25 protein-coding genes are annotated in these 25,437 nt (G+C 64.6%); 13 read left to right on the forward strand and 12 right to left on the reverse strand.

All coding sequences use genetic code 11. The annotated features are described in order from the left end of the window. The first annotated feature begins 76 nt into the window (after positions 1-76). Together H8F24_RS18535 and H8F24_RS18540 are read left to right on the forward strand one after the other, a co-directional pair. Entirely contained in the window at positions 77-856 is a 780-nt protein-coding gene (locus tag H8F24_RS18535; RefSeq protein ID WP_231597967.1) for a trans-aconitate 2-methyltransferase, read from the forward strand. A gap of 183 nt (positions 857-1,039) precedes the next feature. Then, a complete protein-coding gene (locus H8F24_RS18540; RefSeq protein WP_197170483.1) occupies positions 1,040-1,438 on the forward strand; it encodes a GGDEF domain-containing protein in 399 nt (132 codons plus the stop codon). An 82-nt stretch (positions 1,439-1,520) separates the two neighbouring features. On the opposite strand, the gene H8F24_RS18545 is transcribed toward H8F24_RS18540, so the two are convergent. After that, entirely contained in the window at positions 1,521-1,715 is a 195-nt protein-coding gene (locus H8F24_RS18545) for a hypothetical protein (RefSeq protein WP_197170484.1), read from the reverse strand. Between the two features lie 93 nt (positions 1,716-1,808). On the opposite strand from H8F24_RS18545, the gene H8F24_RS18550 reads away from it, so the two are divergent. The 3 genes from H8F24_RS18550 (at position 1,809) to H8F24_RS18560 (ending at position 4,550) form a co-directional block, all read left to right on the forward strand. After that, positions 1,809-3,476, forward strand: a complete 1,668-nt coding sequence (locus H8F24_RS18550; RefSeq protein WP_197156478.1) for a peptide chain release factor 3 — start codon at positions 1,809-1,811, stop codon at positions 3,474-3,476. A gap of 117 nt (positions 3,477-3,593) precedes the next feature. Further along, positions 3,594-3,818 (forward strand): hypothetical protein, encoded by a 225-nt coding sequence (locus H8F24_RS18555; RefSeq protein ID WP_197156480.1) that lies wholly within the window; start codon positions 3,594-3,596, stop codon positions 3,816-3,818. A 57-nt stretch (positions 3,819-3,875) separates the two neighbouring features. Further along, positions 3,876-4,550: a CPP1-like family protein gene (locus tag H8F24_RS18560; protein WP_197156482.1), complete on the forward strand. Its 675-nt coding sequence runs from the start codon at positions 3,876-3,878 to the stop codon at positions 4,548-4,550. Positions 4,551-4,591: 41 nt separating this feature from the next. Here the strand turns inward: H8F24_RS18560 and hslO are convergent, their stop codons facing one another. Next, positions 4,592-5,506, reverse strand: coding sequence for an Hsp33 family molecular chaperone HslO (hslO, locus tag H8F24_RS18565; protein ID WP_197156484.1), 915 nt, complete (start codon positions 5,504-5,506; stop codon positions 4,592-4,594). A 139-nt stretch (positions 5,507-5,645) separates the two neighbouring features. Then, positions 5,646-6,320, reverse strand: a complete 675-nt coding sequence (locus tag H8F24_RS18570) for an ABC transporter ATP-binding protein (RefSeq protein ID WP_197156486.1) — start codon at positions 6,318-6,320, stop codon at positions 5,646-5,648. Between the two features lie 97 nt (positions 6,321-6,417). On the opposite strand from H8F24_RS18570, the gene H8F24_RS18575 reads away from it, so the two are divergent. Beyond that, complete coding sequence (locus H8F24_RS18575; protein ID WP_197156488.1) at positions 6,418-6,873, forward strand: DUF3531 family protein; 456 nt, start codon at positions 6,418-6,420, stop codon at positions 6,871-6,873. Between the two features lie 38 nt (positions 6,874-6,911). Continuing rightward, positions 6,912-7,772: a 16S rRNA (uracil(1498)-N(3))-methyltransferase gene (locus H8F24_RS18580; protein ID WP_197170485.1), complete on the forward strand. Its 861-nt coding sequence runs from the start codon at positions 6,912-6,914 to the stop codon at positions 7,770-7,772. Between the two features lie 33 nt (positions 7,773-7,805). On the opposite strand, the gene H8F24_RS18585 is transcribed toward H8F24_RS18580, so the two are convergent. After that, positions 7,806-8,198 (reverse strand): hypothetical protein, encoded by a 393-nt coding sequence (locus H8F24_RS18585; RefSeq protein ID WP_197156491.1) that lies wholly within the window; start codon positions 8,196-8,198, stop codon positions 7,806-7,808. A 95-nt stretch (positions 8,199-8,293) separates the two neighbouring features. Between H8F24_RS18585 and H8F24_RS18590 the strand changes: the two genes are divergently transcribed. Then, positions 8,294-9,070 (forward strand): DUF92 domain-containing protein, encoded by a 777-nt coding sequence (locus tag H8F24_RS18590; RefSeq protein ID WP_197156493.1) that lies wholly within the window; start codon positions 8,294-8,296, stop codon positions 9,068-9,070. On the opposite strand, the gene H8F24_RS18595 is transcribed toward H8F24_RS18590, so the two are convergent. The 4 genes from H8F24_RS18595 to H8F24_RS18610 form a co-directional block, all read right to left on the reverse strand. Next, positions 9,042-9,989, reverse strand: a complete 948-nt coding sequence (locus tag H8F24_RS18595) for a sigma-70 family RNA polymerase sigma factor (protein WP_197170486.1) — start codon at positions 9,987-9,989, stop codon at positions 9,042-9,044. The two genes, H8F24_RS18590 and H8F24_RS18595, sit on opposite strands and share 29 nt — an antisense overlap. Before the next feature lie 102 nt (positions 9,990-10,091). After that, entirely contained in the window at positions 10,092-10,787 is a 696-nt protein-coding gene (locus tag H8F24_RS18600; RefSeq protein WP_197156497.1) for a GDSL-type esterase/lipase family protein, read from the reverse strand. A gap of 140 nt (positions 10,788-10,927) precedes the next feature. Continuing rightward, positions 10,928-12,502 carry an ABC transporter permease gene (locus H8F24_RS18605; protein WP_197156498.1) on the reverse strand — a complete coding sequence of 525 codons (1,575 nt, stop codon included), beginning with the start codon at positions 12,500-12,502 and terminating at the stop codon, positions 10,928-10,930. After that, positions 12,499-13,263 carry an ATP-binding cassette domain-containing protein gene (locus H8F24_RS18610; protein ID WP_197159350.1) on the reverse strand — a complete coding sequence of 255 codons (765 nt, stop codon included), beginning with the start codon at positions 13,261-13,263 and terminating at the stop codon, positions 12,499-12,501. Before H8F24_RS18610 ends, H8F24_RS18605 begins: the two co-directional genes overlap by 4 nt. Before the next feature lie 720 nt (positions 13,264-13,983). Between H8F24_RS18610 and H8F24_RS18615 the strand changes: the two genes are divergently transcribed. From H8F24_RS18615 to H8F24_RS18635, 5 genes are all read left to right on the forward strand, one after another. Beyond that, entirely contained in the window at positions 13,984-14,895 is a 912-nt protein-coding gene (locus H8F24_RS18615; protein ID WP_197156500.1) for a cation transporter, read from the forward strand. A gap of 225 nt (positions 14,896-15,120) precedes the next feature. Then, positions 15,121-15,585, forward strand: coding sequence for a hypothetical protein (locus tag H8F24_RS18620; RefSeq protein WP_197156502.1), 465 nt, complete (start codon positions 15,121-15,123; stop codon positions 15,583-15,585). A gap of 569 nt (positions 15,586-16,154) precedes the next feature. Further along, the gene (locus H8F24_RS18625; protein ID WP_197156504.1) at positions 16,155-16,448 is read left to right on the forward strand and encodes a hypothetical protein; all 294 of its coding nucleotides are present in this window, start codon (positions 16,155-16,157) and stop codon (positions 16,446-16,448) included. A 303-nt stretch (positions 16,449-16,751) separates the two neighbouring features. Further along, complete coding sequence (locus H8F24_RS18630) at positions 16,752-17,762, forward strand: 2-hydroxyacid dehydrogenase (protein WP_304623200.1); 1,011 nt, start codon at positions 16,752-16,754, stop codon at positions 17,760-17,762. Positions 17,763-17,878: 116 nt separating this feature from the next. Further along, positions 17,879-19,807 (forward strand): glycogen-debranching protein, encoded by a 1,929-nt coding sequence (locus tag H8F24_RS18635; RefSeq protein WP_231597968.1) that lies wholly within the window; start codon positions 17,879-17,881, stop codon positions 19,805-19,807. Here H8F24_RS18635 and H8F24_RS18640 read toward each other — a convergent pair. The 4 genes from H8F24_RS18640 to H8F24_RS18655 form a co-directional block, all read right to left on the reverse strand. After that, positions 19,792-20,925, reverse strand: a complete 1,134-nt coding sequence (locus H8F24_RS18640; RefSeq protein ID WP_197159352.1) for an acetate/propionate family kinase — start codon at positions 20,923-20,925, stop codon at positions 19,792-19,794. The two genes, H8F24_RS18635 and H8F24_RS18640, sit on opposite strands and share 16 nt — an antisense overlap. 2 nt (positions 20,926-20,927) lie before the next feature. Continuing rightward, the gene (locus tag H8F24_RS18645; protein WP_197156508.1) at positions 20,928-23,315 is read right to left on the reverse strand and encodes a phosphoketolase; all 2,388 of its coding nucleotides are present in this window, start codon (positions 23,313-23,315) and stop codon (positions 20,928-20,930) included. Between the two features lie 815 nt (positions 23,316-24,130). Next, a complete protein-coding gene (locus H8F24_RS18650) occupies positions 24,131-24,367 on the reverse strand; it encodes a hypothetical protein (protein WP_197156510.1) in 237 nt (78 codons plus the stop codon). A gap of 113 nt (positions 24,368-24,480) precedes the next feature. Beyond that, positions 24,481-25,419, reverse strand: a complete 939-nt coding sequence (locus tag H8F24_RS18655; RefSeq protein WP_197156512.1) for a putative selenate ABC transporter substrate-binding protein — start codon at positions 25,417-25,419, stop codon at positions 24,481-24,483. Positions 25,420-25,437: the final 18 nt, after the last annotated feature.

Below are 25,437 nucleotides of genomic sequence, written 5' to 3' on the forward strand. Positions count from 1 at the left end.
GCCGCGGCGGACCAACAGCGGATGTTGCCTGGCGTTTGACGCAGCAGGCTGGAAACTCTTCGCAAACGTGTTCGCCATGCCCAGCCCCGATCCCGAACCCATGCCGCGGCGGCCTGAGCCGGAGCTGATGGACGAACCGGCCCAGGCAACGGCCTATGCCGCGGCCGATTTCGCTGCCACCGACAGGCTGGTGGTCGATCGTTTCGCCGAAATCCTGACAACCCTCACCCCAGGCCGGTGCCCCGATCGCCTGGTGGACCTCGGTTGCGGGCCCGGCAACATCAGCTTCCTACTGGCTGAGCAGTATCCCGAGGCCCATGTGGTGGGCCTCGACGGGGCGGAGGCGATGCTGGCGATCGCCCGGGAACGGCTGGACAGTCGCGAGAACCTCAGCGCAACCGGTGACAACGCGCGCCCTGCCAGCACCGGCGGAGCCAGGGCCAGCGACAGACGATTCGGGGGAAATCTGGAGTTCCGCCATCTTGTGTTGCCGTGTGCCGACCTCGAGAGCCCTGATCTGGTCCAGGCCTGCGATGCCGTGCTCAGCAACAGCCTGCTCCACCATCTGCATGACCCCGCCGTGCTCTGGCACACGGTCCGCCAGCTCTCCGCACCCGGGGCAACCGTCGTCTACATCAAGGATCTGCGACGACCTGAATCAGCGGCTGCCGCTGAGGATCTGCTGCACCGCCACCTGGGCCAGGCACCAGAGGTCCTGCAGCGGGATTACCTGGCTTCGCTGCACGCGGCCTTCCGCCCCGACGAGGTGGAAGCGCAGCTGCTGCAGGCGGGATTGACAGGGTTGCGGGTGGCTCCCCTGGACGACCGCTACCTGGAGATCTGGGGGCAGCTTTAAGTCGGTCGGTCCACAAACCGATTCAGCAGCATCCAGCGAGAAGCTCGCGCCTATGAAAAACTGGAGCTGCAGGCCACCACCGATGGGCTCACCAATCTGGCCAACTATCGCGGCTTCATGGAACAACTGCGGCAGACCTGGCTGGTGTGTCAACGCAACACGGATTGACGGCTGGGAATTCTGATGCTGGATCTGGATCATTTCAAACGGGTGAACGACACCTACGGCCACGCCAGTGGGGATCTGGTATTGGAGCATTTCAGCCAGAAGCTGAAGGGAGCCCTGCGCACTTCTGATACGGCGGGTCGCCTTGGAGGAGAGGAATTCTTCGTGCTGATGCGTGGCACACCTCTGGCGGGCCTGACGGAGCTGGCTCAACGAGTGCGCAGCGCCATGGCAGCCGAGCCTGTGCAGCTGAATGGGCTTGACCTGATCGTGACGGTGAGTATCGGCGGCTGCCTTGAGGAGAACTCCGAAGACCGGATCCTCGATTCCCTGGCCCGAGGAGATGCAGCCCTCTATCGGGCCAAGGAGGCAGGCCGCATCTGCGTGATCCTGGACCCAGGCCCGGGCTCAGCCTGATTCAGTTTTACGATTCCCATGGCACCTGGATCGGCACCCCCCCGCTTGCGCCCGAGCCCTTTGGCCTCAGCCATGTTTTGCCTCAGCCATGGTTGGCCTCATCCATCCCCTGATCGGCCTGCTGAATCAATCTGTCGATCGGCATCAATCTGTCGATCGGCTGTCCGGAATTGATCAGCACCACTCCGCTGCGGAGGCTGAGCGGCAGGGTGGGATCCGGCAGGGAGTCGTGGGGAACCAGACCAAGGCGCCAATTCAGCTGGTCCTGGATCCGCATGCTGAGCGGGCCTCTGATCACAGCGACCCTCGGGATAAGGGCAGGTGAACTCCAGTCAGCCCAGAGCAGGGGCTGCCTGTCAGGCTGGGGCGCATGACGAGCACAGCCCAGTCCCCCTCAGCAGCGGCCAGCAGCGCCGCCGACCCCGAGCTCGCCGCCCTGGCCGAGGCGGTGGGCCGGCGGCGCAACTTCGCGATCATTTCCCACCCGGACGCCGGTAAGACCACCCTCACCGAAAAACTGCTGCTCTACGGGGGCGCCATCCAGCAGGCCGGTGCCGTGAAGGCCAAGGGCGAACAGCGCAAGGTGACCTCCGACTGGATGGAGCTGGAGAAGCAGCGCGGCATCTCGATCACTTCCACGGTCCTGCAGTTCGACTACAGCGGCAGCACGATCAACCTGCTCGACACCCCCGGCCACCAGGACTTCTCCGAAGACACCTACCGCACATTGGCGGCCGCAGATAACGCGGTGATGCTGGAGGACGCGGCCAAGGGACTCGAGCCTCAGACACGCAAGCTGTTCGAGGTCTGCCGCATGCGACAGATCCCGATCTTCACCTTCATCAACAAGATGGACCGGCCAGGGCGCGAACCCCTGGAGCTGCTCGATGAAATCGAGACCGATCTCGGTCTGGCCTGCTGGCCCGTGAACTGGCCGATCGGCAGCGGTGATCGCTTCCGCGGCGTGATCGATCGCCGCAGCCGGCAGGTGATCCTGTTTCAGCGGGCCGAGCGGGGCCGCCAGAGCGAAGAGAAGCTGCTGTCCGTCGAGGAGGCCGTCGGCAGCGATCTGGTGGAAGCGGATCTGCTGGAGGCCGCCCTGGAAGAACTGGACCTGCTCGATGGGGCCGGTGCCGAGCTCGACCTCGAGCTGGTGCACGCCGGGGAACTGAGTCCGGTGTTCTTCGGGTCGGCCATGACCAACTTCGGCGTGCGGCCCTTTCTCGATGCCTTCCTGGAACTGGCCCAGAAGCCGATCGCCCGCAGCAGCAGCGCCGGCACGGTGGATCCGATCCGGCCGGGCTTCAGCGGCTTCGTGTTCAAGCTGCAGGCCAACATGGATCCGCGGCACCGCGATCGGGTCGCCTTCGTGCGGGTCTGCAGCGGCCGATTCGAGAAGGACATGACGGTGCAGCACGCCCGCACCGGCAAGGCGATTCGGCTCTCGCGGCCCCAGAAACTGTTCGGCCAGGACCGGGAGGTGGTGGAAGACGCCTACCCCGGTGATGTGATCGGCCTCAACAATCCGGGCATGTTCGCCATCGGTGACACGCTCTATGTGGGCCCCAGAGTGGAATACGAGGGAATTCCCTGCTTCAGCCCGGAGATCTTTTCCTGGCTTCGCAACCCCAACCCCTCAGCCTTCAAGAGCTTCCGCAAAGGCGTGAACGAGCTGCGCGAGGAGGGCGCCGTGCAGATCCTCTACGACACCGACCAGAGCAAGCGCGATCCGATCCTCGCGGCCGTGGGCCCGCTCCAACTGGAGGTGGTGCAGTACCGCCTCGAGAACGAGTACGGCGTGCAGACCCGCCTGGAGCCCCTGGGCTTCTCGGTGGCCCGCTGGGTGGTGGGGGGCTGGCCAGCGCTCGAGCAGGTGGGCCGCGTCTTCAACTGCAAAACCGTGCGGGATGCCTGGGACCGACCCGTGCTGCTGTTCAAGAACACCTGGAATCTCAACCAGCTGCACGACGACCATCCCGAGCTTGAGCTCAGTGCAGTGGCGCCCGTGGTGAGCGGCGTCGAACCGATCGCGCTCTGAACGCAGCCCATCGGGCAGCCGGACTGCGGAGCGAGCTCGGCTGGTCGCGGATGGGCGCAGGATCCGCCAGACTGCTCTTCACCAACCGAAAGGTTCTGCAACAGAAGGTCATAGGTCATGCCGCTGCCGGTCTGGCTGGTGCGTCCCCGCAGCGACGGGGGCTGTGATTACGTCAATTTCCTCCCTGCCCAGGGGGCTGTCGAGATGCGTGAGGGCAGCCATCTTCCTCCCCAGATGCCGCTGCTCAAGCATCGCCAGCGCCTGCCTTTTGACGAAGCAGAAGCCTGGCGTCGCCGTCTGCAGCAGGAATCCGGATACCAGCGCAGCGATCCGCTGTTCTGAGCTGAACCACCCAGGGTGGCCGGTTCTCGATACGCTCCTCCATACGCAGAGCTGGCCATGAATCAAGGTTCCGATCAGCCGTCCCGCGCGGCCGATGCCTTCGACCCCTATGAGCGTCTCGGGATCGCCGCCGACGCAAGTTTCGACGCCGTGCAAGCCGCCAAGCTGGCTCGTCTCGACGAGGTGGGCGATGACCCCCTGGCCCGCTCCCGGATCGAGGCCGCCTACGACGCCGTGCTGATGGAGCGCCTCAAGGAAAGGCAGCAGGGACGGGTGAGCTTCGCTGCCCGTTCCGCCTCCCAGCGGGAACAGGCCTCGCCGCCGCCAGCCCGGCCGGCCCTGCCCGCCCTGCCCCAGTTGCCGCAGCTGGCGGTTCCCAGGCTCTCCGGCGCCGCCCTGCGCATGCCCAACCTGGGATTGGCCAGTGGCACCGAACTCTGGATTCCCCTGGCCGGCATCGGTTCCCTGCTGGCCCTGCTGCTGTTCACCCCGAGCGCAGCACCGGAACTGCTGCTGGCCCTCGCCACCGGCGTGGCCGTGATCAACCTGCAGCGCCGTCTCGGTCGGTTGCTTGTGGCGGTCGGCTGGGGTTTTGCCTTGCTCTCGATCGGGCTTGTGATCGGCGGCCTGCTGGCCGGCGGCCTCGATCCGTCCCTGCCCCTGTCGCCTCTCCAGGTCCAGAGCCTGCCGGCCCTGCTGCTGCTGCTGCTGGGTGCCCTTCTGATCGGTTGAAGCCCCCCGGTGGCCTCAAGCCGACGGCTCAGGGGCGACTCTCACGCCACAGCAAGCTCGTCGATCAGCTCCTGCAATTCAGGGGCCTTGACCTGGTAAGTCTCATTGCAGAAGTGGCAGACGAGCTCAGCCTGGCCGTCTTCCTGCAGGATGGCGCTCAGTTCGTCGCGGCCCAGCAGTTTCAGGGCGCTGACGCTGCGACGGCGGCTGCAGGGGCAGTGGAACTGCACCGCCTGGTGGGGCTCTCCCTCCTGCAGCAGCTGGGGATCCAGATCCGGGAAGATATCTTCCAGCAGGGCCTTGAGATTGCCCTCACAGGCGACCAGCCGAGTACTGAAACCTCGGATCTCACGACACCGCTCCTCCAGCAGGGCCACCAAGGCCGGTTCCCGGGCCGCCTTGGGCAGCACCTGAACCAGCACCCCTCCGGAACATCGCACGCCGCTGCTGTCGATCCGTTCCCCCACGAACACCGCCGAAGGGGTCTGCTCGGAATGGAGCAGGTACGAGGCGACGTCTTCGCCGATGCCACCACTCACCAGCTCAACGGTGCTGCTGAAGGGCTCTCCCTCGCCCAGGTCTCGCACCACGTGCAGGTAACCGGTGCCGGTGGCCGTGCGGAAGTCGAAGTGGGAGCCGCCATCGGCTTCGCGCACCAGATCCAGCTCCAGGCTGGGCTGGCCCACGTAGCCGCGCACGGTGCCGTCGCGGCCTGCATCCACCATCAGGCCGCGCAGCGGACCATCGGAGGCGATGCGCAGATTCACCCGGCCATGGGCCACCTTCATCGAGCTGGCCAGCAGCAGACCGGCGGTCATCGCCCTGCCCAGCAAGGCGGTGGTGAGGAAGGAGAGGTCGTGGCGACGGCGGGCATAGCGGCTGGCCACGGTGGTGGTCACCGCCACCAGTCGGATACCGCCCCCGGCGGCGGTGGCACGCACCAGCTGATCGCCCATCACACCGGCCCGCCCGCAACCCAACTGACGGGCATCGTAGGCAGTGCGCTGCGGCCAAGAGGGGATGCGACGGAGTGCAATGCGGCCGTGGACGATGCGGCGGTAGGCGATGCGCCGGTGGGGTGTCCTGGCCCGTGGGTCAGCCCAGTCGGGCGGTTGAACGCTGCGCCGACTGGCCCGGGTGGGGTTGGCAGGCCTGGAGGGTGCCGTTCTCCAGGAGCCAGCGCTGGGGTGCCAGATCGCCAAAGAGCTCCGGCTCATGGGTCACCACCAGCACCGCCCGTTCGCGGGCGATGCTGCGCAGCAGCTGCAGTACCTCATCGCGCACGGTCCAATCGAGCCCGGCGGTGGGTTCATCCAGCAGCAGCACCCGCGGATCGCGCAGCAACTGCACCGCCAGGGCCAGCCGCCGCTGCTGGCCCCCACTGAGCCGCTCCGGTGCCTGCTGAAGCGAAACCCCTGTGAGCCCCACCTTGGCCAGCGCCGCCTCGGCCCGCTCCTGGGTGAGGCGCCGCTGGCCGAGTTTCAGCTCCTGGCCCAGCGTGAGGCCGAGGAAATGGCGCTCCGGGAACTGGAACACCAGCCCGCAGAGCCAGCGCCGTCGGCGGCTGGAGAGGAGTTCACCGTTCCAGAGAATGCGGCCACGATCGGCTTCGGCCAGGCCACTGATCACCTCCAGCAGGGTGGTCTTGCCGCAGCCACTGCGCCCCGTCACCAGGGCTGGCTCTCCCACCTCCAGCCGCAGGCTCACATCGAGCAGCACCGGTGTGGCAGCCGTGGCGGGCTGATAACGAAGGTTCTGAAGCTCGAGCATGGCACCAGCATGCTGGGCCGCCGCCTGAGTCGGTCGGTCGAGGCGGCGTGTTTGATGGAGAGACATCGATCGCAACCACGCCGGTTCGCACTGCCCCATGGAGATCCGCTTCCGCGAGGTCGACCCGTTCAACTGCTGGATCTGGATGCGCTTCTCCCATCCCCTCGGCCATGGGGAGAGGGGCTACGTGGAAACGGTGTTCGACAGCTGGTTTTTCCTCGGCAAGCTCGGCGGTTTCAATGCCGAGACCCTGCAGCTGCACGAAGAGGCGGCCGATCTGAGCTGGCTGGTGGTGGACCAGGAGGAAGCGGAGCGGGCCCTGCCCGCCCTGATGCACAACATGGGGCCGCTGGAGCTGCAGGGGGAGTGGGCCCGCTGCTGGGTGGATATGGGCACCAGCGATGTCTTTGCCCTGGATGTGCTGCTCAACGCCCTGCGGCAACTCAACAACGACGTGGTGGAGATCGAGGAGGTGGTCGTGGGCGGCATCAACGAGGACTGGCCGATCGAGGAGCAGCCCGACAGCCTCTTTCCCCAGCTGGAGGACGAATGAGGTACCGGTGGGGTAGCGGCTTGGGGTGAGCCAGAGCGATGGCCCGGGAACTGCGCCGCCTACTGATCGATCCGAACCGACTGCGGCAGGGCGGCGACGCTGGGATCGCCCTCAGCCGGGAGGAGAGCCACTACCTCAACAGGGTGCTGCGGCTGCGGCCCGGCGACCGGTTCGCCGTGGTGGATGGCTGCGGGGGCCTCTGGACCGCGCAGCTGCAGGAACCGGGCCGCGCCGACCTGGAGCAGCCGCTGGGGCAGCCCCTGGAGCGCCAGGAGCCCACCTCCCTGCCGATTGGCCTGGCCCTGGCGATGCCACGGCGCGACGGGGAACTGGTGCTGCGCATGGCCACCGAGCTGGGGGTGGATCAGCTGGGCCCCCTGCAGGCCGAGCGCAGCGTCCGGCGCGGCGATGCGGCGGACCCGGCGATCCCGGAGCGCTGGCGCGCGGTCGTGCGGGAAGCGGCGGAGCAGTGCGAGCGGCTGTGGCTGCCGCGCTGGGAACCGCTGCGGAGCGGGGCTGCCTACCTGTCAGTGCCGGTGGAGGGACTGGGTCTGCTGGCCACGACGCGTCAGGGAGAGCTGCCAGGCCTGGAGGAGGCCTGTGAGGACTGGCAGCCCATGGATCGTCCTACACCTGCAGCGACCATCTGCTCGGCTGCGACATCGCCTGCTGCGACCTTGCCAGCAGCGACAACACCGGCAGCTGCATCCGCGGCTGTGGCCACCATCACCCTGGCGATCGGGCCGGAAGGGGGTTGGTCTGAGCGCGAGGAGGAACTCGCAGTGGCCGCTGGCTGGCAGCTGGTGCAGCTTGGACCCACGATCCTGCGGAGCTCAACCGCTGCTGTGGCCGGCGTGGCCCGCCTGGTGGCCTGGCGGGCGCAGCTGGGGAGCAGCTGATTCAGACCTGAGCCGGGGCGATGCCCGCAGACTTCAACTGCGGAACATGCCGGCGGCCATGCTGCGGAAGCCGGCCAGGTTGGCGCCACCACGGCGGCGGCGGGTCACGGCAGCGCCGGGCACCAGGCAATCGGGCGCGAAGGTGGTCAGGCTGGGGGCCGGCCGGCTGGCGGCAGCGGCAGCCAGCTCGGCGGCGATGGCTTCAGCGGTGGTGAGCTCAACGCCGGAGGAGGGCGCAGCCTCCTGGATGGCGGGAGCGACTGCCTCAGCAGCCGTGACACCTTTGTCCTTGCTGGCTTTGGGGGCTTTGGCCTCCGCCTTCTCCTGAGCCGCCGGGGCAACGACCACGGCGGGCTTCTTGCTGTCTGGGGTCTTGGCGTCGCCGCCCAGCTCAAGGAAGAACGACGGCTTGAGCTTGAACACCATGGCGGCGTCGAAAGACTGGCCCGATTATCCGCTCCCGGCGGCACGATGCGGCCCAGCGCTTAGATCTGTGCAACACATCAATCGACCCTGGCCCTGTGCTGAGCAACGCCATCCCGGCCCAGACCGCCGCGCACTGGCTGCTGGCCCTGGGCCTGAATGGAATCCTGATCAGCCTGGCCCAGCCCCTGCCGCTGCTCACCCGTGCCGGCTGGATCCATGCCGGCCTGCTCGGCACCCTGCTGTGGGGCTGCCTGGGGGCCGCCGGCTGGTGGGCCGTGGTGGCCTACCTGGCTCTGGGGTCGGCCGTCACCCGCCTGGGGCTGCGCCGCAAACAGGAGCAGGGTCTCGCCGAAGCCAGAGGCGGCCGCCGCGGGCCGGAGAATGTCTGGGGATCGGCCCTCACCGGCACCGTTCTGGCGGTGCTGGTGCCCCTGAGCCCCCCGCACTGGCAGCCGCTGCTGCTGATCGGTTTCGCCGCCAGTTTTGCCGCCAAGCTGGCGGACACCTTCGGCAGTGAGATCGGCAAGCGCTGGGGCCGGCACACGCTGCTGATCACCAGCCTGCGGCCGGTACCGCCCGGCACGGAAGGAGCCGTGAGCCTTGAAGGCACGGCCGCCAGCCTGGCCGGCAGTGCCCTGATGGCCCTGATCCTGCTGGCTCTGGGCGTGCTGCCGGACTGGTTCAGCTGGGGCCTGGTCACGGCCGTGGGGCTGGCGGCCACCCTGCTGGAGAGCTGGCTCGGCGCCACCGTGCAGCAACGGGTCGCCTGGCTCACCAACGAGGTGATCAATGGCCTCCAGACCCTGGTGGCCGCCCTGCTGGCGATGGGGGCGGCTCGTCTGCTCACGTCTGCTGCATTGCCGGGCGGTTGAGCTCCTGCCATTGCTGCGCCTCCCGTTGCAGCCGCTGCAGCAGGGCGTCGGTTTGACGCTGGGCCATGCGTGGATGGAAGCCGAGCTCGCGCCCCAGAGCCACCCAGGTGTCGCCCTGCAGATGGCGACCGTTCAGCAGCTGCCGCTCCTGAGGACTGAGCTGGGCCAGGCGCTGCCGCAGCCAGTGCAGGCTGGCCTGATCTTGAGGATCTGGATCGGTTTCCGCGGAGGATGAGGCAGGAGAAACAGAGGCCGAAGGATCAGCCAACTGGTCCAGCAGGCAGCTGCCGCAGCCCTCGCCGTCATCCCCGCCGATCGGGGCATCCAGGGAGCGCAACCGCTCGCAGGTCTGCAGATCCGCCGCCTGTCCCAGGGCTTCGGTACTGCAGGAGAGCTGGCGGGCCAGCTCCTCGGCGGACAGCGGTGGCTGGCCGTCGTGCAGGCGAAGCGCCTGGAGCCGTTCCACCCGTTGCTGCAGCTGCCGCAGCCGCCAGGGCGCCCGCAGGGGCCGGTGCCGATCGCGCAGATACTGCTGCATCGTGCCGCGGATGTACGGAACCGCAAAGCTGCTGAGGCTGACGCGCCGCTGAAGGTCAAAGGCCTCGATGGCCCGCAGCAGGCCGATCGCTCCAAGCTGGATCAGGTCGTCGAGGGGCAGATCGGTGCTGGCCGCCTGGAGTCGGGCCTGCAGCCGTACCAGTGGCAGATTGACCTGCACCAGGGCATTGCGCCAGTGCAGCCGCACATGAGCTTCGCTGCTGCAGGCGTAGGCCGCCAACCAGGCTCGGTTGATGGCGGCCGGATCCGCCGGTCCTGCCGTGCGCCGCATGGCAGCTGGGGCACCAGCGGCAGCGGCACTGGCTTCCGTGGAGGCTGCCGTGGGTGACGAGCGAAACAGGGGAACGATCGAGCCGACCATGGGGGAATCACGTCCGTCCTTTCACGGTCGGCCTGGAGGCCAGGCGCCCACATCCCCTGATCCGGTGAATCCAGCTCACCCATTCGGGTGATCTTTGCCGCCTCAAACAGCCGGCGTGGCGGTGACACGGGGATCCAGCTCGGCCCAGCGCTGCAGCGCCGGCCAGCGGCACACCCGCTCGTACACCTGCCGGTGGCCTTCGGCGTTGAGGTGAAGCCCATCGGGCTCGATCCACTGCAACCAACGCGGATCGGCCGTGAGGGTCTCCAGCAGCGGCAGAAAGGGCACGTCCGCCTCCATGGCCGCCTCCTCCAGCAGCCCCTCGTAACGCCGCACCGACCCCAGGTCAAACCAGAGAACCTCGGCATAGGGCATCACCGCCTCATCCACCGGGGTGAGCCCCAGCAACAGCACCGGCGCAATCCGCCGGGCCTCCCGCAGCAACTGCTGCATGCCGAACAGAAAGGCTTCCGGTTCCAGCTGCTCACGGCCATCCGAGCGGCCCACCCGGGCGGTGTCATTCAGGCCGATGCCGATCAGGATCCCCTGGGGTCGCTGGCGGCGCAGCTCGCCACGGCAGTGCACTTCTGCCGGCAAGCGAGCGGAGAGGCGTTCCAGGCCGTCGCCCCGCACCCCGAGGTTGTAGAGCACCGGGCCCTGGGGCAGGCCCATCCAGTGGCGCCGCAGCCGCTCACACCAGCCGCCATGCTCCGGATCGCCCCAGCCGTAGACCAGGCTGTCCCCCAGCACCACCAGTTTTCGGGGAATCCGGGTCGGGCCGGGCACGATCGACGCCATGGGGGTTCTCGGAGCTTGGAAGTCTCGCCGCTGGATCCGACAGCCCTGCCAGTTTCCCGGTCAGCTGCTTTCGGGCCCGCAGTTGTCTGGTTCGCCGTTCGCAGGTCCCCTGATGCCAACTTCGCCGTCTCCAGGTGGCCTCAGGCGAGCAGCAACCGCTGGCGCAACCGGTCGCTGAGTTCCTCCCCCAGCAGGGTGAGAACGGCATACACCGCCAGCAGGGCCGCGATCTGATCCCAGGCAAAGCCGCTGAGGCTTTCCAGCAGCTGGGTGCCCAGGCCCGTGGCGCCCACCAGGCCCACCACCACCGATTCCCGAAGGATCACATCGGTCCGATAGGCGCCATAGGCCAGGTAGGAGCGGGCCAGCCGGCTGTAACGGCCATAAAGCAGGGCCAGTCGGGGGCCAACGCCACCGGCGCGCAGGGCCTGTTCAGGGCCAGGATCTGCGCTCTCGACCGCCTCCAGCAGCAAGCGCCCCAGGATGCCGAGGTTGTGGAAGCCCAGAGCCAGGGCCCCGGTGATCAACCCCGGCTGCAGCAGAAACAACAGCAGCAGGGCCGTCAGGGGTGGGGGCCAGAGCCGGCCCAGGGCCCAGATCAGTTGCAGAGCGGCCCGGGCCCAGCCCCAGGGTGCCGCCAGCAGCAGCAGCAACGGCGCCACGCCCACCGCCAGGGCTGATGCGAGCAGGGTCATCACCAGAGTGGTGCCGATCAGGTCGCCCCAGGGCAGAGCCAGCACCCCAGACCAGTCGCCCTGGCCCAGGCCCGGCAGGCCTTGCCACTGCAGCAGATCCTGGGGGCGCACCTCAAGCCGTGCCGCCGCCGCGAGCAGGAGTGGCAGCAAGGCCAGGGCCGTGACGAGGATCTCGCGGCCCCTGCGGCCCACGCTCGCCCGTTTCAGGCCCAGGCGGCCCGGCATGCCCCAGCGCCGCCGCAGCCAACCCACCAGGGCCTCGAGCAGCAGCATGGCCGCGAGCAGCAGCCAGAGGCTGGTCCAGAGTTCGTGGAAAGCGAGCGACTGCAGGGTCAGACGCAGGTCGGTGCCGATCCCCCCCAGACCGAAGACTCCGAGCAGGGTGGCGCTGCGCAGGGCGCACTCGAGGCGATACCCCCCGTAGCTCAGCACCTGCGGGAACAGCGGCGGGCCGATGGCCGTGAGCAGGGCCGCGCCAGGGGGAGCGCCACAGGCGCGCAACGCGTCAAGGGTGCGGGTGGGAAGGGCATCGAGCTGGTCTGCGGTGACGCGGGCCACCAGGGCGCCGTAGGGCAGGGCGATGGCCACCACCGCCACCGCCGGCTGCAGTCCCACGAGCTGCAGCAGAAACAGCCCCCAGAGCAACTCATGGATCGAGCGGGGCAGCGCCAGCAGACGGCGGATCAGCCCCGCCGGAGCTGAACCCAGTCCACAGGTGGCCCACACCGTGCGCGAGCTGGCCAGCCCCAGGGCCAGTCCAAGGCCGAGGCTGAGGGCCCAGCCGAGCAGGGCCACACCCAGGGTGATCCCCAGCCCCTGCAGGGCGGAACCCACCACCAAGGGGTCGAGGGAGGGCGTCACCGCCGCAGAGACGAAACGACCCAGCAGATCCCAGCCACCGCCGTGGATCAGCTGGGGCAGCAGGGCAGCAACCGGCAGCAGCGCCAGCGCCGGCAGCAGCACCCAGAGCGGCACGGCGGGCCGCAGCCTGGGCCTGTCCACCGCCGGCAGCGTGGTCATCGGGCCTCCACGGTGCTGGGCTCTCCGGCATACAGAGCCTTCAGGGCTTCGGGGCTGATCGCGCTGGGCGGGCCATCGAAGACCACCTGGCCCTGGCGCAGGCCCACCACCCTTGAGAATCCGCCAATCAGGTCAGGTCGATGCAGACTCAGCAAGAGGGCACGGGGGGGGGCGGCCTGGGCCAGCAACAGGGCCAGCAGATCCTGGGCCAGGCGCGGATCCAGGCTGGCCAGTGGCTCATCCGCCAGCAGTAGGGTGGGCTGCTGACGCAGCAGACGGGCCAGGGCCACCCGCTGGCGTTGCCCGCCCGAGAGAGCGGCAACGGGCTCACCGAGCAGGGCGGGATCGAGGTCAACCTGGCGCAGGGCCTGGGCATTGACCTCCGTCTCCAGGGGGAGCAGAAGATTCAGCAGGGCCCGAGGCCAACCCCACTGGGCCAGGCGTGCGGCGTTGAGATTCTGCTGAACGCTGAGCTCCTCGATCAGGCGAAGGTCCTGCCAGAGGGTGCCGATGCGGGCCTGTTGGCGCCGCCGCCGCCGGCCTGTGCGGGCCTGCGTCTCCCCCTGCCAGAGCACCACACCCCGCGTGGGCTCGAGCAGACCATTGGCCACGGCCAGCAGAGTGCTCTTACCGGCGCCGCTGGCACCAAGCAGCGCCACGCTGTCGCCAGGCTGCAACCGCAGCGTCACCCCCTGGAGCCGGGGGCGCTCCACACCAGCCACGACCCTTCCGGCCACAGCGATGTCCAGCAGCTCAAGCACTGGCGAAGCGGAGGTGTGCGTGGCAGCGGAGGAGGCGGCAGCACCAAGGGAAGGGGCCTGTGGAGATCTCACCAGGGGAAGGGGGCGTCGACTGGGCGGAATCCCTTGCACCCTGCCAGATTCAGGGTCGCTTCTCTGCGGATTCAGGCGAATTCAGTTCCCGCATCAATCCACAACCTTGTCATTCGGACCAAAGCGGCAGTTGAAGGCCTGCACATAGGCGGAGCCAACATCGTAATGGCCATGGTCCAGATTGTGCCCGACCTGCCAACGACTGGAATTGGCGGCGGTGCTGTCGCAAGAATAACGCGGATAGAGACAACGCCCGACACATCGACGGATGTGATTCATACGCGATCCCATGGACGCTGCACAACACCTGCCGCAGCAGCAGTGATATCTGATGCCAGCAGTCAGTGAATCAACAACAGCCCTTTCCCATCAATCAGATAGAAGACAGGACACCGGTTCAACGCCAGACCACCAAAAGTCTCACGGAGAAAAAGACCATCTTGAACGCTCATCATGAAGAAGGCTAGAGAGCCATGAAGGCAGGAAAGCCAGGAATCACTGAGGCGAACAGCCAACAGGCTCAACACTCTCAATCCGATCGATGGCGATCTGAACGCGACCAACTAAGATAATGGTGCCTTGTTCCGGCCCCGTGCTTAAACACTGAAGTACGGTTGTCTGGAAATAAGAGAACCGTCCAGGCTCGTCATGGTGAATCAGGACTCGCGGGCTCTGCAGTTTGCGGTTGGAGTCAATCTGATCATGGCGGTGGCTGGGGCGATCGCATCCTGGCTCTGCAATGCCCAGGCTCTCGCCCTCGATGGTTTGGTATCAGGGCTGAACGCCTTGATGATTCTTGCCGGCGGACACCTGAGCACCCAGGTTCTGCGGCCACCCGACAGGCGCTTTCCCTTTGGCTACTGGGCACTGGAAACCCTGTATGTCGGCAGTCGATCCCTCCTGCTGCTGGGGATTCTGCTGTTTGCGGCGATCAGCTCGATCGACAGGATTCTGGCTCAGCGGCATGGAGCCAGCATCACCCCTCCCTGGATTGGTGGAATCGTGATCTACGCATGCCTGATGGCCGCGCTGGGGCTCTTGGTCGCCTGGAATCATCACCGGCACTGGAAAATAGGGGGCAGACAGAGCCAGCTGCTGGCCATGGAGCGTCGCGCCACCCTGGTGGGTGCAGCCATCAGTGCCGGCCTGGGACTGGCCTTTGCCGTCACCCCCCTCCTGCTCGACACACCACTGGCGGGCATGGTGCCGGTGAGTGATGCCTGGATCGTTCTGCTGCTCTCTGGGATCCTAGTGGTGGCTCCGCTGCGCAGCCTCAGAGATGCGGTCAGTGAACTCGGTGGCGTAGCCGCCAGATCCACGGTCCGCCAGGCAGTGCTGAACATCGTCCGGCAGGAACTTAATGCACAGGGAATCCGCCTGGTTGACGACGCCGTGTTCACCTTAGGACGGGCTGTTCAGGGGTTGCTGTACATCGATCCCGGCATGGCCCTTTCGGCGTTGGATGTGGATCTCCTGCGGGATCAGCTGGAGCGGACCTGCCGTCAACGCTTTGAGAATCTTGCTCTGGAACTGGTGCTGACCTGTCGTGATCCTCTCTGAGGGAAAGAAAGAGAGAAGGGCAAGACCAAACGTCTTTGGCAGTCAATCAAACGCATCTCCGGTCAGCACATAACGTTTGGTTTCGGAATCGCCTAAGCCAGCGGACAAACCAAGATCTCTTCTCAGTGTAGTAGAAGCAAGATGGAATAAACGCCAGTGATGCCACGTCACGCACGCCGATACTTCGCGCTTCTGCTTTCAGGGGCGTCGATCCTGGCTGGAGCAATGCTGCATCCCTCTCCTGGCACAGCCCAGAGCATCCCACCCGATCAGAAACCGCTGTACGAACTGGAAACCGATTGTTCGATCAAGCAGGGGCCGATGCAGAAATGCCGGGTGGATGTCTACGATCAGGGTACTGTGACCTACTACCGGCACCGGATCGGCACGCAGGTTGAGCTGATCAGAATCTCCGATGACCCTGAGAATCGGATCGAACGTTTCGACCCCAAGGGAAAAGCCTGGGTTTCCGTCGCGTCAGCGTCAGGGCAATTCTCAACCAATACGATCTGCTTCAACGGGCGTGAGTTCTGCGTAGTCAATCCCAACTTTCTGAACAGCCTCTACGAGCAGCGCCCCGGCGAATACCGAGAGCGTGATCGAGTCGAGGTGATGTTTGACAGCAACGGCAGAGTGAAGGCGTCCTGCTTTGATGACGGCTGCGGCCGGCGCATTGGAGCCGACCTGTGAGACGTATCCAATCCTCCGGATTCACGCTTGCGGCGTCATCACTCCTGCTGAGCGCGATGGTGGCCATGCCCTGTGGCGCTGAAACTCTCCCAACTGAATCGCTGGGATGGACCCAGAGTCTTGCCAGCGGGGTCAACCCTTCGCCCGGGCACGAACGGCTCAATCGAGAGTTGGCAAAAAAAGGCGGAGGAAGCAGAGGCGGCGGCGGTAGCAGAGGCGGCAGCAGTCGAGGGCGAAGCGGAAGCAGAATCGGGCCCAGTAGCGGTGGTCGAACGGGTTTCGGTCGACAGGGAATCAACCGGGGCAGTTACCGGCCCACCAGTGGCTGGGGCCGCAGCAGCCATGGCCTCCGAAACCTCCCCCGAAGCATTCCCCGGAACAGCAGCGGAATCATCTGGCGGGGCAGGGGATCGTCCGGCGCCGTCTGGGGGAGGGCTCGCCGGCCAACCACACTCATCCGGCGGACTCCGGGGTGGGCGCGGCAAGGCTGGCGCCGGGCCCGTCCCTGGGGCTGGGGCTGGTACGGACGCTCGCGCAGACCCAGCTGGGGGTGGTGGAATTCCAGGGCAGTGGGTTGGGGCCTCGGCGCCCTGGCGGCCTCATCGCTGATCAACAACCTGATCGACGCCGCCGTCGACGCCGGCAATCCCACCGTGATCGTTCCCGATACGCAGCTGGGCCTCCGTTACGAGAGTATTCAGCCGGTCGACAGCACATCAACCACGTTCTGGGCCGAGCGAGAGAACACGATTTATCAGCTCACTGCAGACTGCGAGCAGGGCCTGCTGGATGGGGAGCCACCGGCCACCCCAGAAGAAGCCCAGTTGCTCAATGCTTCGTGCCAGGTGGCATTTGGAGAATAAAGCTGGCCCTGGAGCCAGCAGTAGACGCTCAGTGGGAATGCAGCATCCAAGCCATTTCGTCAAGGGCGACAATAGGTTTTCCACAGAACAGAGAGCGGGCTACCTGCGCATCGCCGATCAGGTTGCCAGAGAGCTCGGCAGTGAGATTCCTGGCCGGATCAACCCAGCAACAACCGAGGCACAACCAGGCACCTCTGCATTCACACTCTGAATTCACAGTTCCTCGCCCCTGCACAAATCTGATCTGAACGGAATCACGGCTAGATTGCCAGTCACACCTGAGCATCAGCAGAGGCCATCACCTTGAACAGTCCAGGCCTGTCGGCAGCGGTGTTTGACACGAAACCCTACGATCGCATTCACCTTCCCGCGGCAACGGGCGCAGACGTTCAGCTGCGTTTCCTGAACTTTCGCCTCACTGCCGAAACCGCCGCCGCGGCACTTGGCGACCGTGCCGTTTGCGCCTTTGTCAACGACACTGTGGACAGGGATTGCCTCCAGCAGCTTTCCTCTCAAGGCACCGAACTACTGGCCCTACGCTGCACAGGATTCAATCATGTGGATCTCTCCGCAGCTCGTGACCATGGCATCACTGTCACCCGGGTTCCAACCTATTCGCCCAACGCTGTAGCGGAACATGCTGTGGCGTTGCTGCTCACTCTCAACCGCAGGATCCACCGCGCCTTCAATCGCGTTCGAGAGTTGAATTTCTCCCTGCAGGGGCTAGTGGGCTTTGATCTGAACGCCAAAACTGCAGGCATTGTCGGAACCGGCAAAATCGGCCGCATTGTTGCTCGCATCCTGCGCGGCTTTGGGATGGTGGTTGTAGCCTACGACCCCTACCCTGATGCAGCATGGGCAGCTCGTGAAGGCATCACTTACGTGGATCCATTCACCTTGGCAAGCCTCAGTGATGTGATTTCCCTCCACATCCCACTCACTCCCGAAACACACCACATCATCCGCCGCGAAACCATAGAACGCATGAAGCCCGGAGTCGTCTTGGTAAATGTGAGTAGGGGAGCACTCATCGATACTGCAGCCTTGATCGATGCACTGAAATCCGGCCGTCTGGGTGGCGTAGCTCTTGACGTCTACGAAGAGGAGGAAGGCGTATTCTTCGAGGATCTCTCCGGAACCGTGCTGCAGGATGATCTTCTGGCACGAATGCTGACCTTTCCGAATGTGCTGATCACAGCTCATCAGGCCTTTCTCACCCATGAAGCACTGATGGACATCGCTCGCACCACAGGGGCAAATCTTCGGGCTCTTGCAGCAGGAGGTTCCTTCGTGGATGGCTCCGTGCTCACGTGACCCCCCCCCTCAACAACTCCATGACCAAGTCCACGAATGGAAGGAGCCACCCGATCGGCGCCACTGTGGAGCGCGGTGGGGCCAACTTCTGCCTGTTTTCCAGAACGGCATAGGCTGTGGAGCTGCTGTTGTTCGACGGGGTGAACGATTCTCACCCATCACAGGTGGTGACGCTGGATCCGTTGGAGCATCGCACCTACCACTATTGGCACGCTTTTGTGGCAGGGGTGGAAGCCGGTCAGCTGTATGGCTACCGCGTCCACGGGCCGTGGGACCCTTCGCGCGGGTTGTGCTTCGATGCTGCGAAGGTGTTGCTCGATCCCTATGGACGCGCTGTGGCCATAACAGAAGGTACGGGATTGATGAAAAGTGTGGTTGTTGATCCAGGAGCCTACGATTGGCAGGGTGATCAACCTTTGCGCCATCCCTGTGCCCGCACGATCATCTATGAAATGCATATCCGTGGCTTCACGGCCCATCCGAGTTCCGGAGTTTCCGAGGAGAAGCGAGGAACCTATGCCGGTCTGATCGCCAAGATTCCCTATCTCCAGGATCTCGGCATCACTGCTGTGGAGCTGTTACCGGTGTTCGCCTTTGATCGCCAGGCTGCACCCGCTGGTCAGACGAACTACTGGGGCTACCAGCCCCTGGGATTCTTCGCCCCCCATCCCGGCTACAGCTGTGGGGACGACCCGCTGGCGGCTGTCAACCAATTCCGCGACATGGTGAAGGCCCTGCATCGTGCAGGGATTGAGGTGATTCTCGATGTGGTGTTCAACCACACGGCCGAGGGAGGATTGAACGGGCCCACCTTCTGCTTCCGGGGAATCGACAATCCCAATTACTATCTGCTCAAGGACGGCGGGAGTCAATACGCCGACTACTCAGGCTGTGGGAACAGCCTGAATGCCAACCACCCTGTTGTGCAACGGATGATTATCGACAGCCTTCGTTACTGGGTTGGCGAGATGCACGTCGATGGCTTTCGTTTTGACCTTGCCTCCATCCTCGCCCGCGATTCGGCCGGGAATGTGCTTCCCAATCCCCCGGTTCTCTGGGACATTGAGTCGGACCCGCAGCTGGCGGGCACCAAGCTGATTGCTGAAGCCTGGGATGCGGCGGGGCTCTATCAGGTTGGCAGTTTCGTTGGCGACAGCTGGCGTGAATGGAACGGCCGTTTCCGCGACGATGCCCGTGATTTCTTTCGCAGCACACCGGGTTCCTTAGGACGATTCGCCGACCGACTGATTGGCAGCCCCCAAATCTACGGGCATAAAGAGCGTGAAGCGGAGCAAAGTATCAATTTCGTGAACTGTCACGATGGATTCACGCTCAACGATCTGGTTTCCTACAACCACAAGCATAATGAGGCCAATGGGGAACAGAATCGCGACGGCTGCGACGACAACCGTAGCTGGAACTGTGGCGTGGAAGGACCAAGCAACGACCCCGCAGTGGAACAGTTGCGGGCTCGGCAGATCCGGAACTTCATCGCTGTCACCCTGCTGTCTCTGGGCATCCCCATGCTGCTGATGGGCGATGAGGTCAGACGCTCCCAGCACGGCAACAACAACAGCTATGGGATGGATGATCCCGTGAACTGGTTCGACTGGACCCTGCTGCAACAGCATGCCGATCTGCATCGTTTTGTGAAACTGATGATCAGCCGACGATTGCTACGCGACCTTCACTCGGAACAGGAACGAACCCCCCTGAATGTTCTGATCCGTGATGCCACCAAGGCCTGGCATGGCAGTCGTCTCAACAACCCCGACTGGGGGGAGGACTCACACAGCATTGGCCTCACAATTCAGCTGAAGCGTGAAAACAGCTGGCTTCATCTGATCCTGAATGGCTACTGGAAGCCCCTTGACTTCGAGCTTCCCTTGATCGGCACAAACACTGTCACATCATGGCGGCGCTGGTTAGACACATCGCTCGCTTCTCCCAACGATATCGTGCCTTGGGAGATGGCCCCATCACACAGCGGGAATACATACGCAGCCGCAGAACGATCCGTCGTCGTTCTTTATACGACTGGATGAGGCATGCAACTGCGCGCGATCAGGCCCTCTTCGTCGGCCGCAATCCTCAGCAGATCCACGGGCCTGAGCCAGGCCACGGCCTCCTCCAGTTCGGCCAGCAGGGCATCGTCGTGCTCGCCGATGCCTCCGGTGAGGGCGATCACATCCACACCCCCGAGGCACGCCGCCATCGCACCGATACCGGCCAGAAGTCTGTGCCGGAACACCGCCAGAGCCAACAAGGCCCCCTCGTGGCCAGCAGTGGCAGCAACCCTCAACTCCCGCATGTCGGCACTCAGACCGGAGAGGCCGAGCAGACCGCTCTCGGTCTGAAGGCCGCGCTCGAGGAGCGCCGGCGACAGGCCCTGCTCCAGCAGGTGCAGCAGCACTCCCGGATCCACAGAGCCACTGCGGGTGGCCATCACCAGGCCCTCCATCGGCGTGTAACCCATGGTGGTGTCGAGGCTGCGGCCAGCTCGGATGGCGCAGAGCGAGCAGCCGGCCCCCAGATGGCAGCTGATCAGACGAAGGGGCTGAGCAGCCGTCCTCGGACGATCGGCATAGAGCCGACTGACCGTTTCACTGACATGCTGATGGCTCAATCCATGGAAGCCAAAGCGGCGCAGGCCCTGAGTCCGCCAGGCCTGGGGCAGGGCATAGGTGCTGGCCTCGGGTGGCAGGGTGCAGTGGAAGGCGGTGTCAAAGCAGGCCCACTGGGGAAGCTGAGGCCGCCAGTTGCCCACCCAGCCCATCACCCTCAGGGCCGGACCGTTGTGCAGCGGTGCCAGGGGCACCAGCTGCTCGAGAGCCTTGAGAGCCTCCGGGTCGAGCAGGGTGGGACCGATGAACCGCTCGCCGCCATGAACCACGCGGTGGGCCACCAGAAGCAGATCGACCTGCAGAGCCTCCAGCGCTGCGGGCAACCAGCCTGCGAGCACCTGCTCCAAAGCACCGACGGCGCGACTGTCCTCCCCGATTGCCGCTGCGGCAGCGTCGCCGTCCTGGTCGCCGGGGTGCCAGGGGCGCTGATCACGCCAGAGGCAGGCTCCATCTGGAGTGAACAGGGCAGCCTTGAGGCTGGAGCTACCCGCATTGAGAACCAGGAGCGCTACATCTGGCGCAGGAATCTGGCCAGCCATACCTAGGTCGCGACCGGCAGGGTCCAACGCCAGTCGGTGACTTCCGGTGCATCCATTCCGTGGGTATGGGCGTACTCACGGTGCCGAAGAATCGCCTCCTTCATGCGTTCCTTGAGGTGGGCGGCCCGGGAGCCAAGCGACGGAACACGATCGATCACATCCATCACCAGGTTGAAACGATCAATCTGGTTGTTCATCGCCAGCTCCAGCGGCGTGTTGATGTTGCCCTTTTCCTTGTAGCCGCGCACATGGAAATTGGAATGGTTCGTGCGGCGATAAGTGAGGCGGTGAATCAGCCACGGATAGCCGTGGAAGTTGAAGATCACCGGCTTGTCGGTGGTGAAGATCGTATCGAAATCGCGATCCGACAAGCCATGGGGATGCTCCGTGGGCTGGGTGAGGGCAAACAGCTTGACCACATTGACAACCCGGATCTTGAGTTGCGGAATCTCAAGGCGGAGGATCTCCACGGCTGCCAGGGTCTCCTTGGAGGGAATGTCGCCGGCGCAGGCCATCACCACATCCGGATCATCAGGCTCAGTTCCGCAATCGTCGTTGCTGGCCCAGCGCACGATGCCGATGCCCTTGGCCACATGGACACGGGCTTGCTCCAGGGTGAGATACTGGAGGTGCTTCTGCTTATCGGAGACGATGATGTTGCACACGTTCGGCTCCAGCAGCGCCTCTTCAGCCACCGCCAGCAGGCAGTTGGCATCGGGCGGCAGATAGACCCGAACCACTTCACCGCTCTTGTTACCGGCCAGGTCGATGAAACCCGGGTCCTGATGGGTGAAACCGTTGTGATCCTGCCGCCAGACGGTGGAAGAAATCAGACAGTTCCAGGCACCGATCGGGGCGCGCCAGGGAGCGTGATGAATGCACGACTCCAGCCACTTGGCGTGTTGATTGAACATCGAGGCGATCACATGCGCGAAAGCTTCGTAGGTGTGGAAGAAGCCATAGCGTCCCGTCAGCAGATAGCCCTCCATCATTCCCACCAGGGTGTGCTCGGAGAGCATCTCCACCACCCGTCCGTCGCGGGCGAGTTCACTGCCGCCGGCATCCTCCGGCAGGAGTTCCTCCATCCAGACTTTCTTGCTCACCTCGTAGATGGCCTGAAGGCGGTTGGAGGAGGTTTCATCAGGGCCGAACACCCGCAGGGAATCGGGGTTGCGGGCGATCGTGTCACGCAGCAGGGCTCCGAGAGCGGCCGTGTTCTCGTACTCCGTCTGACCCGGCTGCTCCACCGGCACGGCATAAGCCTCGATCGGCGCCAGCCGCAGGCTGCGGCGCAGTTGGCCGCCATTGGCATGGGGGCTTGAGCCCATGCGGCGATCACCCCGGGGGGAAAGCGTCTGCAGGTCGGAGCGGAGGGTTCCGTTGGCATCGAACAACTCGTCGGGCCGGTAACTCCGCAGCCAGCTCTCGAGCATGGCCAGCTGTTCCGGATCCTTGTTGGGCGCCGCCAGCGGCACCTGGTGGGAACGCCAGAATCCTTCCAGTTTCTTGCCGTGGAATTCCTGCGGACCGGTCCAGCCCTTGGGGGAGCGAAGCACGATCATGGGCCAGGCTGGTCGCAGGGCCTCAGCAGATGTGCGGCAGTCCTCCCGCACCCGCTGGATTGTCCCAATGGCCTGATCCATGGCATCGGCCATGGCGCGATGCATCGCCATGGGCTCACTGCCCTCCACGAAGATCGGCTCCCAGCCATAGCCCCGCATCAGGCTCTCGAGCTCCTGGTGGGGAATGCGGGCCAGCAAGGTGGGATTGGCGATCTTGTAACCGTTCAGGTGCAACACCGGCAGTACGGCGCCATCACTGATCGGGTTGAGGAACTTGTTGATGTGCCAGGAGGTGGCCAGGGGTCCGGTTTCAGCCTCACCGTCCCCGACGCAGGCGAGGGCGATCAGGTTCGGATTGTCGAACACCGCCCCGCAGGCGTGCGACAGCACATAGCCCAGCTCACCACCTTCGTGGATCGAGCCTGGGGTTTCGGGGGTGCAGTGGGAACCGATATGGCCCGGAAAGGAAAACTGCTTGAAGAAGCGCCGCATCCCCTCGGCATCCTGTGATTTGTCGGGATAAACCTCGCTGTAGCTTCCATCGAGGTAGGTGGGCCCCAGCACCCCCGGAGCGCCGTGGCCCGGACCGGAGAGGTAGATCATCTCCAGGTCGTGATGACGGATCACCCTGTTGGCATGGGCCCAGATGAACGCCTGGCCCGGACTGGAACCCCAGTGACCCAGCAGACGCTTCTTGATGTGCTCAAAGCGCAGGGGTTCCGCCAGCAGGGGGTTGTCCTGGAGATAGATCATCCCCACGGCAAGGTAGTTGGCGGCACGCCACCAGGCGTCGACAAGATTCAGCTCCTGGTCACGATCGAGGTCCATAGGAGCAGCAAGCGATTCTCACTATCTTCGCATGCCGCTGAAGCCTTGATAGGCATATCCTAACCACGCGTTAACGCCTGACGCATCGGCGTAGAAGTCCAGAGAGGAGTTCCAGGGAGGAATTCCAAGGAGAGCTGTTGATTCAGAAAGCGAAAACAGCTGGATCAAGGGCAGCCAGCGGCCAGCCAGTTGCGAGGAAACCTCTGCGCAGAAGAATCAAATCCACCAGGACACACTGTTCAGCAGATTAAATCTACTTGAAGCAGCTTTAGCGCCAGAGAAGAAGCCCGAAAACCATTCAAAACGCCTACACGACTGCTGCAGAGCCACAACCACCCCAACACAGCCTCAGGCCGCCCCGCCCCTGCTGCAATGCCATCCATGAAGGGAAGCGCCAACCTGAAAGCCTAAACACCTATCGCGGTAGCCAGAGACCGTCAGCAGCACTCCGCTGCGGATGGAGAACACTCGCTACCTGGCCCGAGACCGCTCCGGAATACGCCGCCAAAGACCTCACGCTCAGTCGCAGGCAAGACCATGACAAGGTCACCCAGAGGACCAAGCCAGAATCACTATCGATTGAAGAAATCGCTTGAAGAAAGAGTCCAGAATTGACGCCTGAAGGCCCATCGCTCAGGGGCATGATTCCCGCGATCGCCACAGTCTAAGCCTCAATATTCTCATGCATCTTCAGCACGGTTGAACATCGTTGCCAAGCCTTGCAATCCAAGCTCCAGAATCGATTGACCATCCCACCGGATCGGTCAAGGCTGAAGCGCAGCTCCACCTGAACCGACAGCAGAGGCCCCCACGCATCATTCGGCCTGGTGCTGGTCCAGCAAGCCCTGCAGATCGGCTTCCCACTGCACCCGTTCGGCGGGGTCCCCCACCAGGGTGAGCGCGCCGCTTTCAGGCCACCAGTTCAGCCGCAGATTGGTCTGCTGCTCGTCAAACACAAACAGTTCGTAGGCCCCCTTGTGCTCCCAGTGGCCGGGATGGCCGAGGCGCTCCACGAGGCTGCGCAACTCCTCCAGGGTTCCGGAAAACTGCATGGACGGACCTTCATGAAGCTGAGGGAACGCTAAGCACAATTTCGGCCGCTTTCCACAGGAGGCCAGGCCAACCCCCAGCCTCCAAGGCTCAGTTCTGCCCTCGCCTGAGCAGATCAGCGAATCTTGCCGATCTGCCGTCCCACCTGCTCGATCTTCTGGTAGTCCGACGCCTGGGCCTGGGTGAACTGCTGGGCGCCGAACAGCTCAAGAATCTGCTTCTGCTCGGGATCCTTCTGCCTCCAGCTCACGATCGCCGCCTGGATACGGCCCGTGAAGCCCTTGCCAAAGCGCTTGTCCAGGCCTGGCTGGGCGATCCAGTGGTAGTCGGGATAGGGCGGTGTACGCCAGATCGCGATCACCTTGCTTCGGTTCACCTTGCCCTCCCGCAGGCTGCTCTTCCAGACCTGCTCATTCACCACGCCGGCCTGATACGCACCGCTCTGCACCAGGGCGATCGTGGCGTCGTGGCTGCCACTGAACCCCGGTGCACCCCCGGCGAAGGATTTGAGGCTCACACCGGCCTGATTGAGGAAATACTGGGGCATCAGCCGGCCGGAGGTGGAACTCTCGGACCCGAAGGTGAAGCGCTTGCCCTTGAGAGCCGTCAGGCCCTTCTGGTTGCTGAGGGGCTTGAGGCCACTGGCGGTGTTGGCGATGAACACGCTGTGGAACGCGGCATCGATGTCGCGCTGGGCAATCACCGTCGCCCCCGGCTTCTGCAGACGGGCCTGCACGCCGGTGAGGCCACCGAACCAGACCAGATCGAGATTGCCGGTGCGGAATGCACTCACGGCAGCGGTGTAGTCGGTCATGGGCACGTACTTCACCGGCACGCCCAATTGCTGACTCAGCTCATCGGCCACCAGGCCGTAGAGCCGATTCAGCTTCTCGGGGTTCTGGTCGGGGATGGCGCTGATACGCAGCACGGTCTGCTGGGCCTCAGCCCGGCTCAGCAGCGGAGCGGCCTGGGGGTTGAGCGGAGGCAGGACCGCCGGCAGCAGGGCCAGGGAGAGACCTGCCAGCACGGCGGCCCAGCGGGCGCGGGGCGTCATGGTTGGTTGCAAGGGTGG

The sequence above is a fragment of the Synechococcus sp. CBW1002 genome, from assembly GCF_015840915.1.
GTDB lineage: Bacteria > Cyanobacteriota > Cyanobacteriia > PCC-6307 > Cyanobiaceae > CBW1002.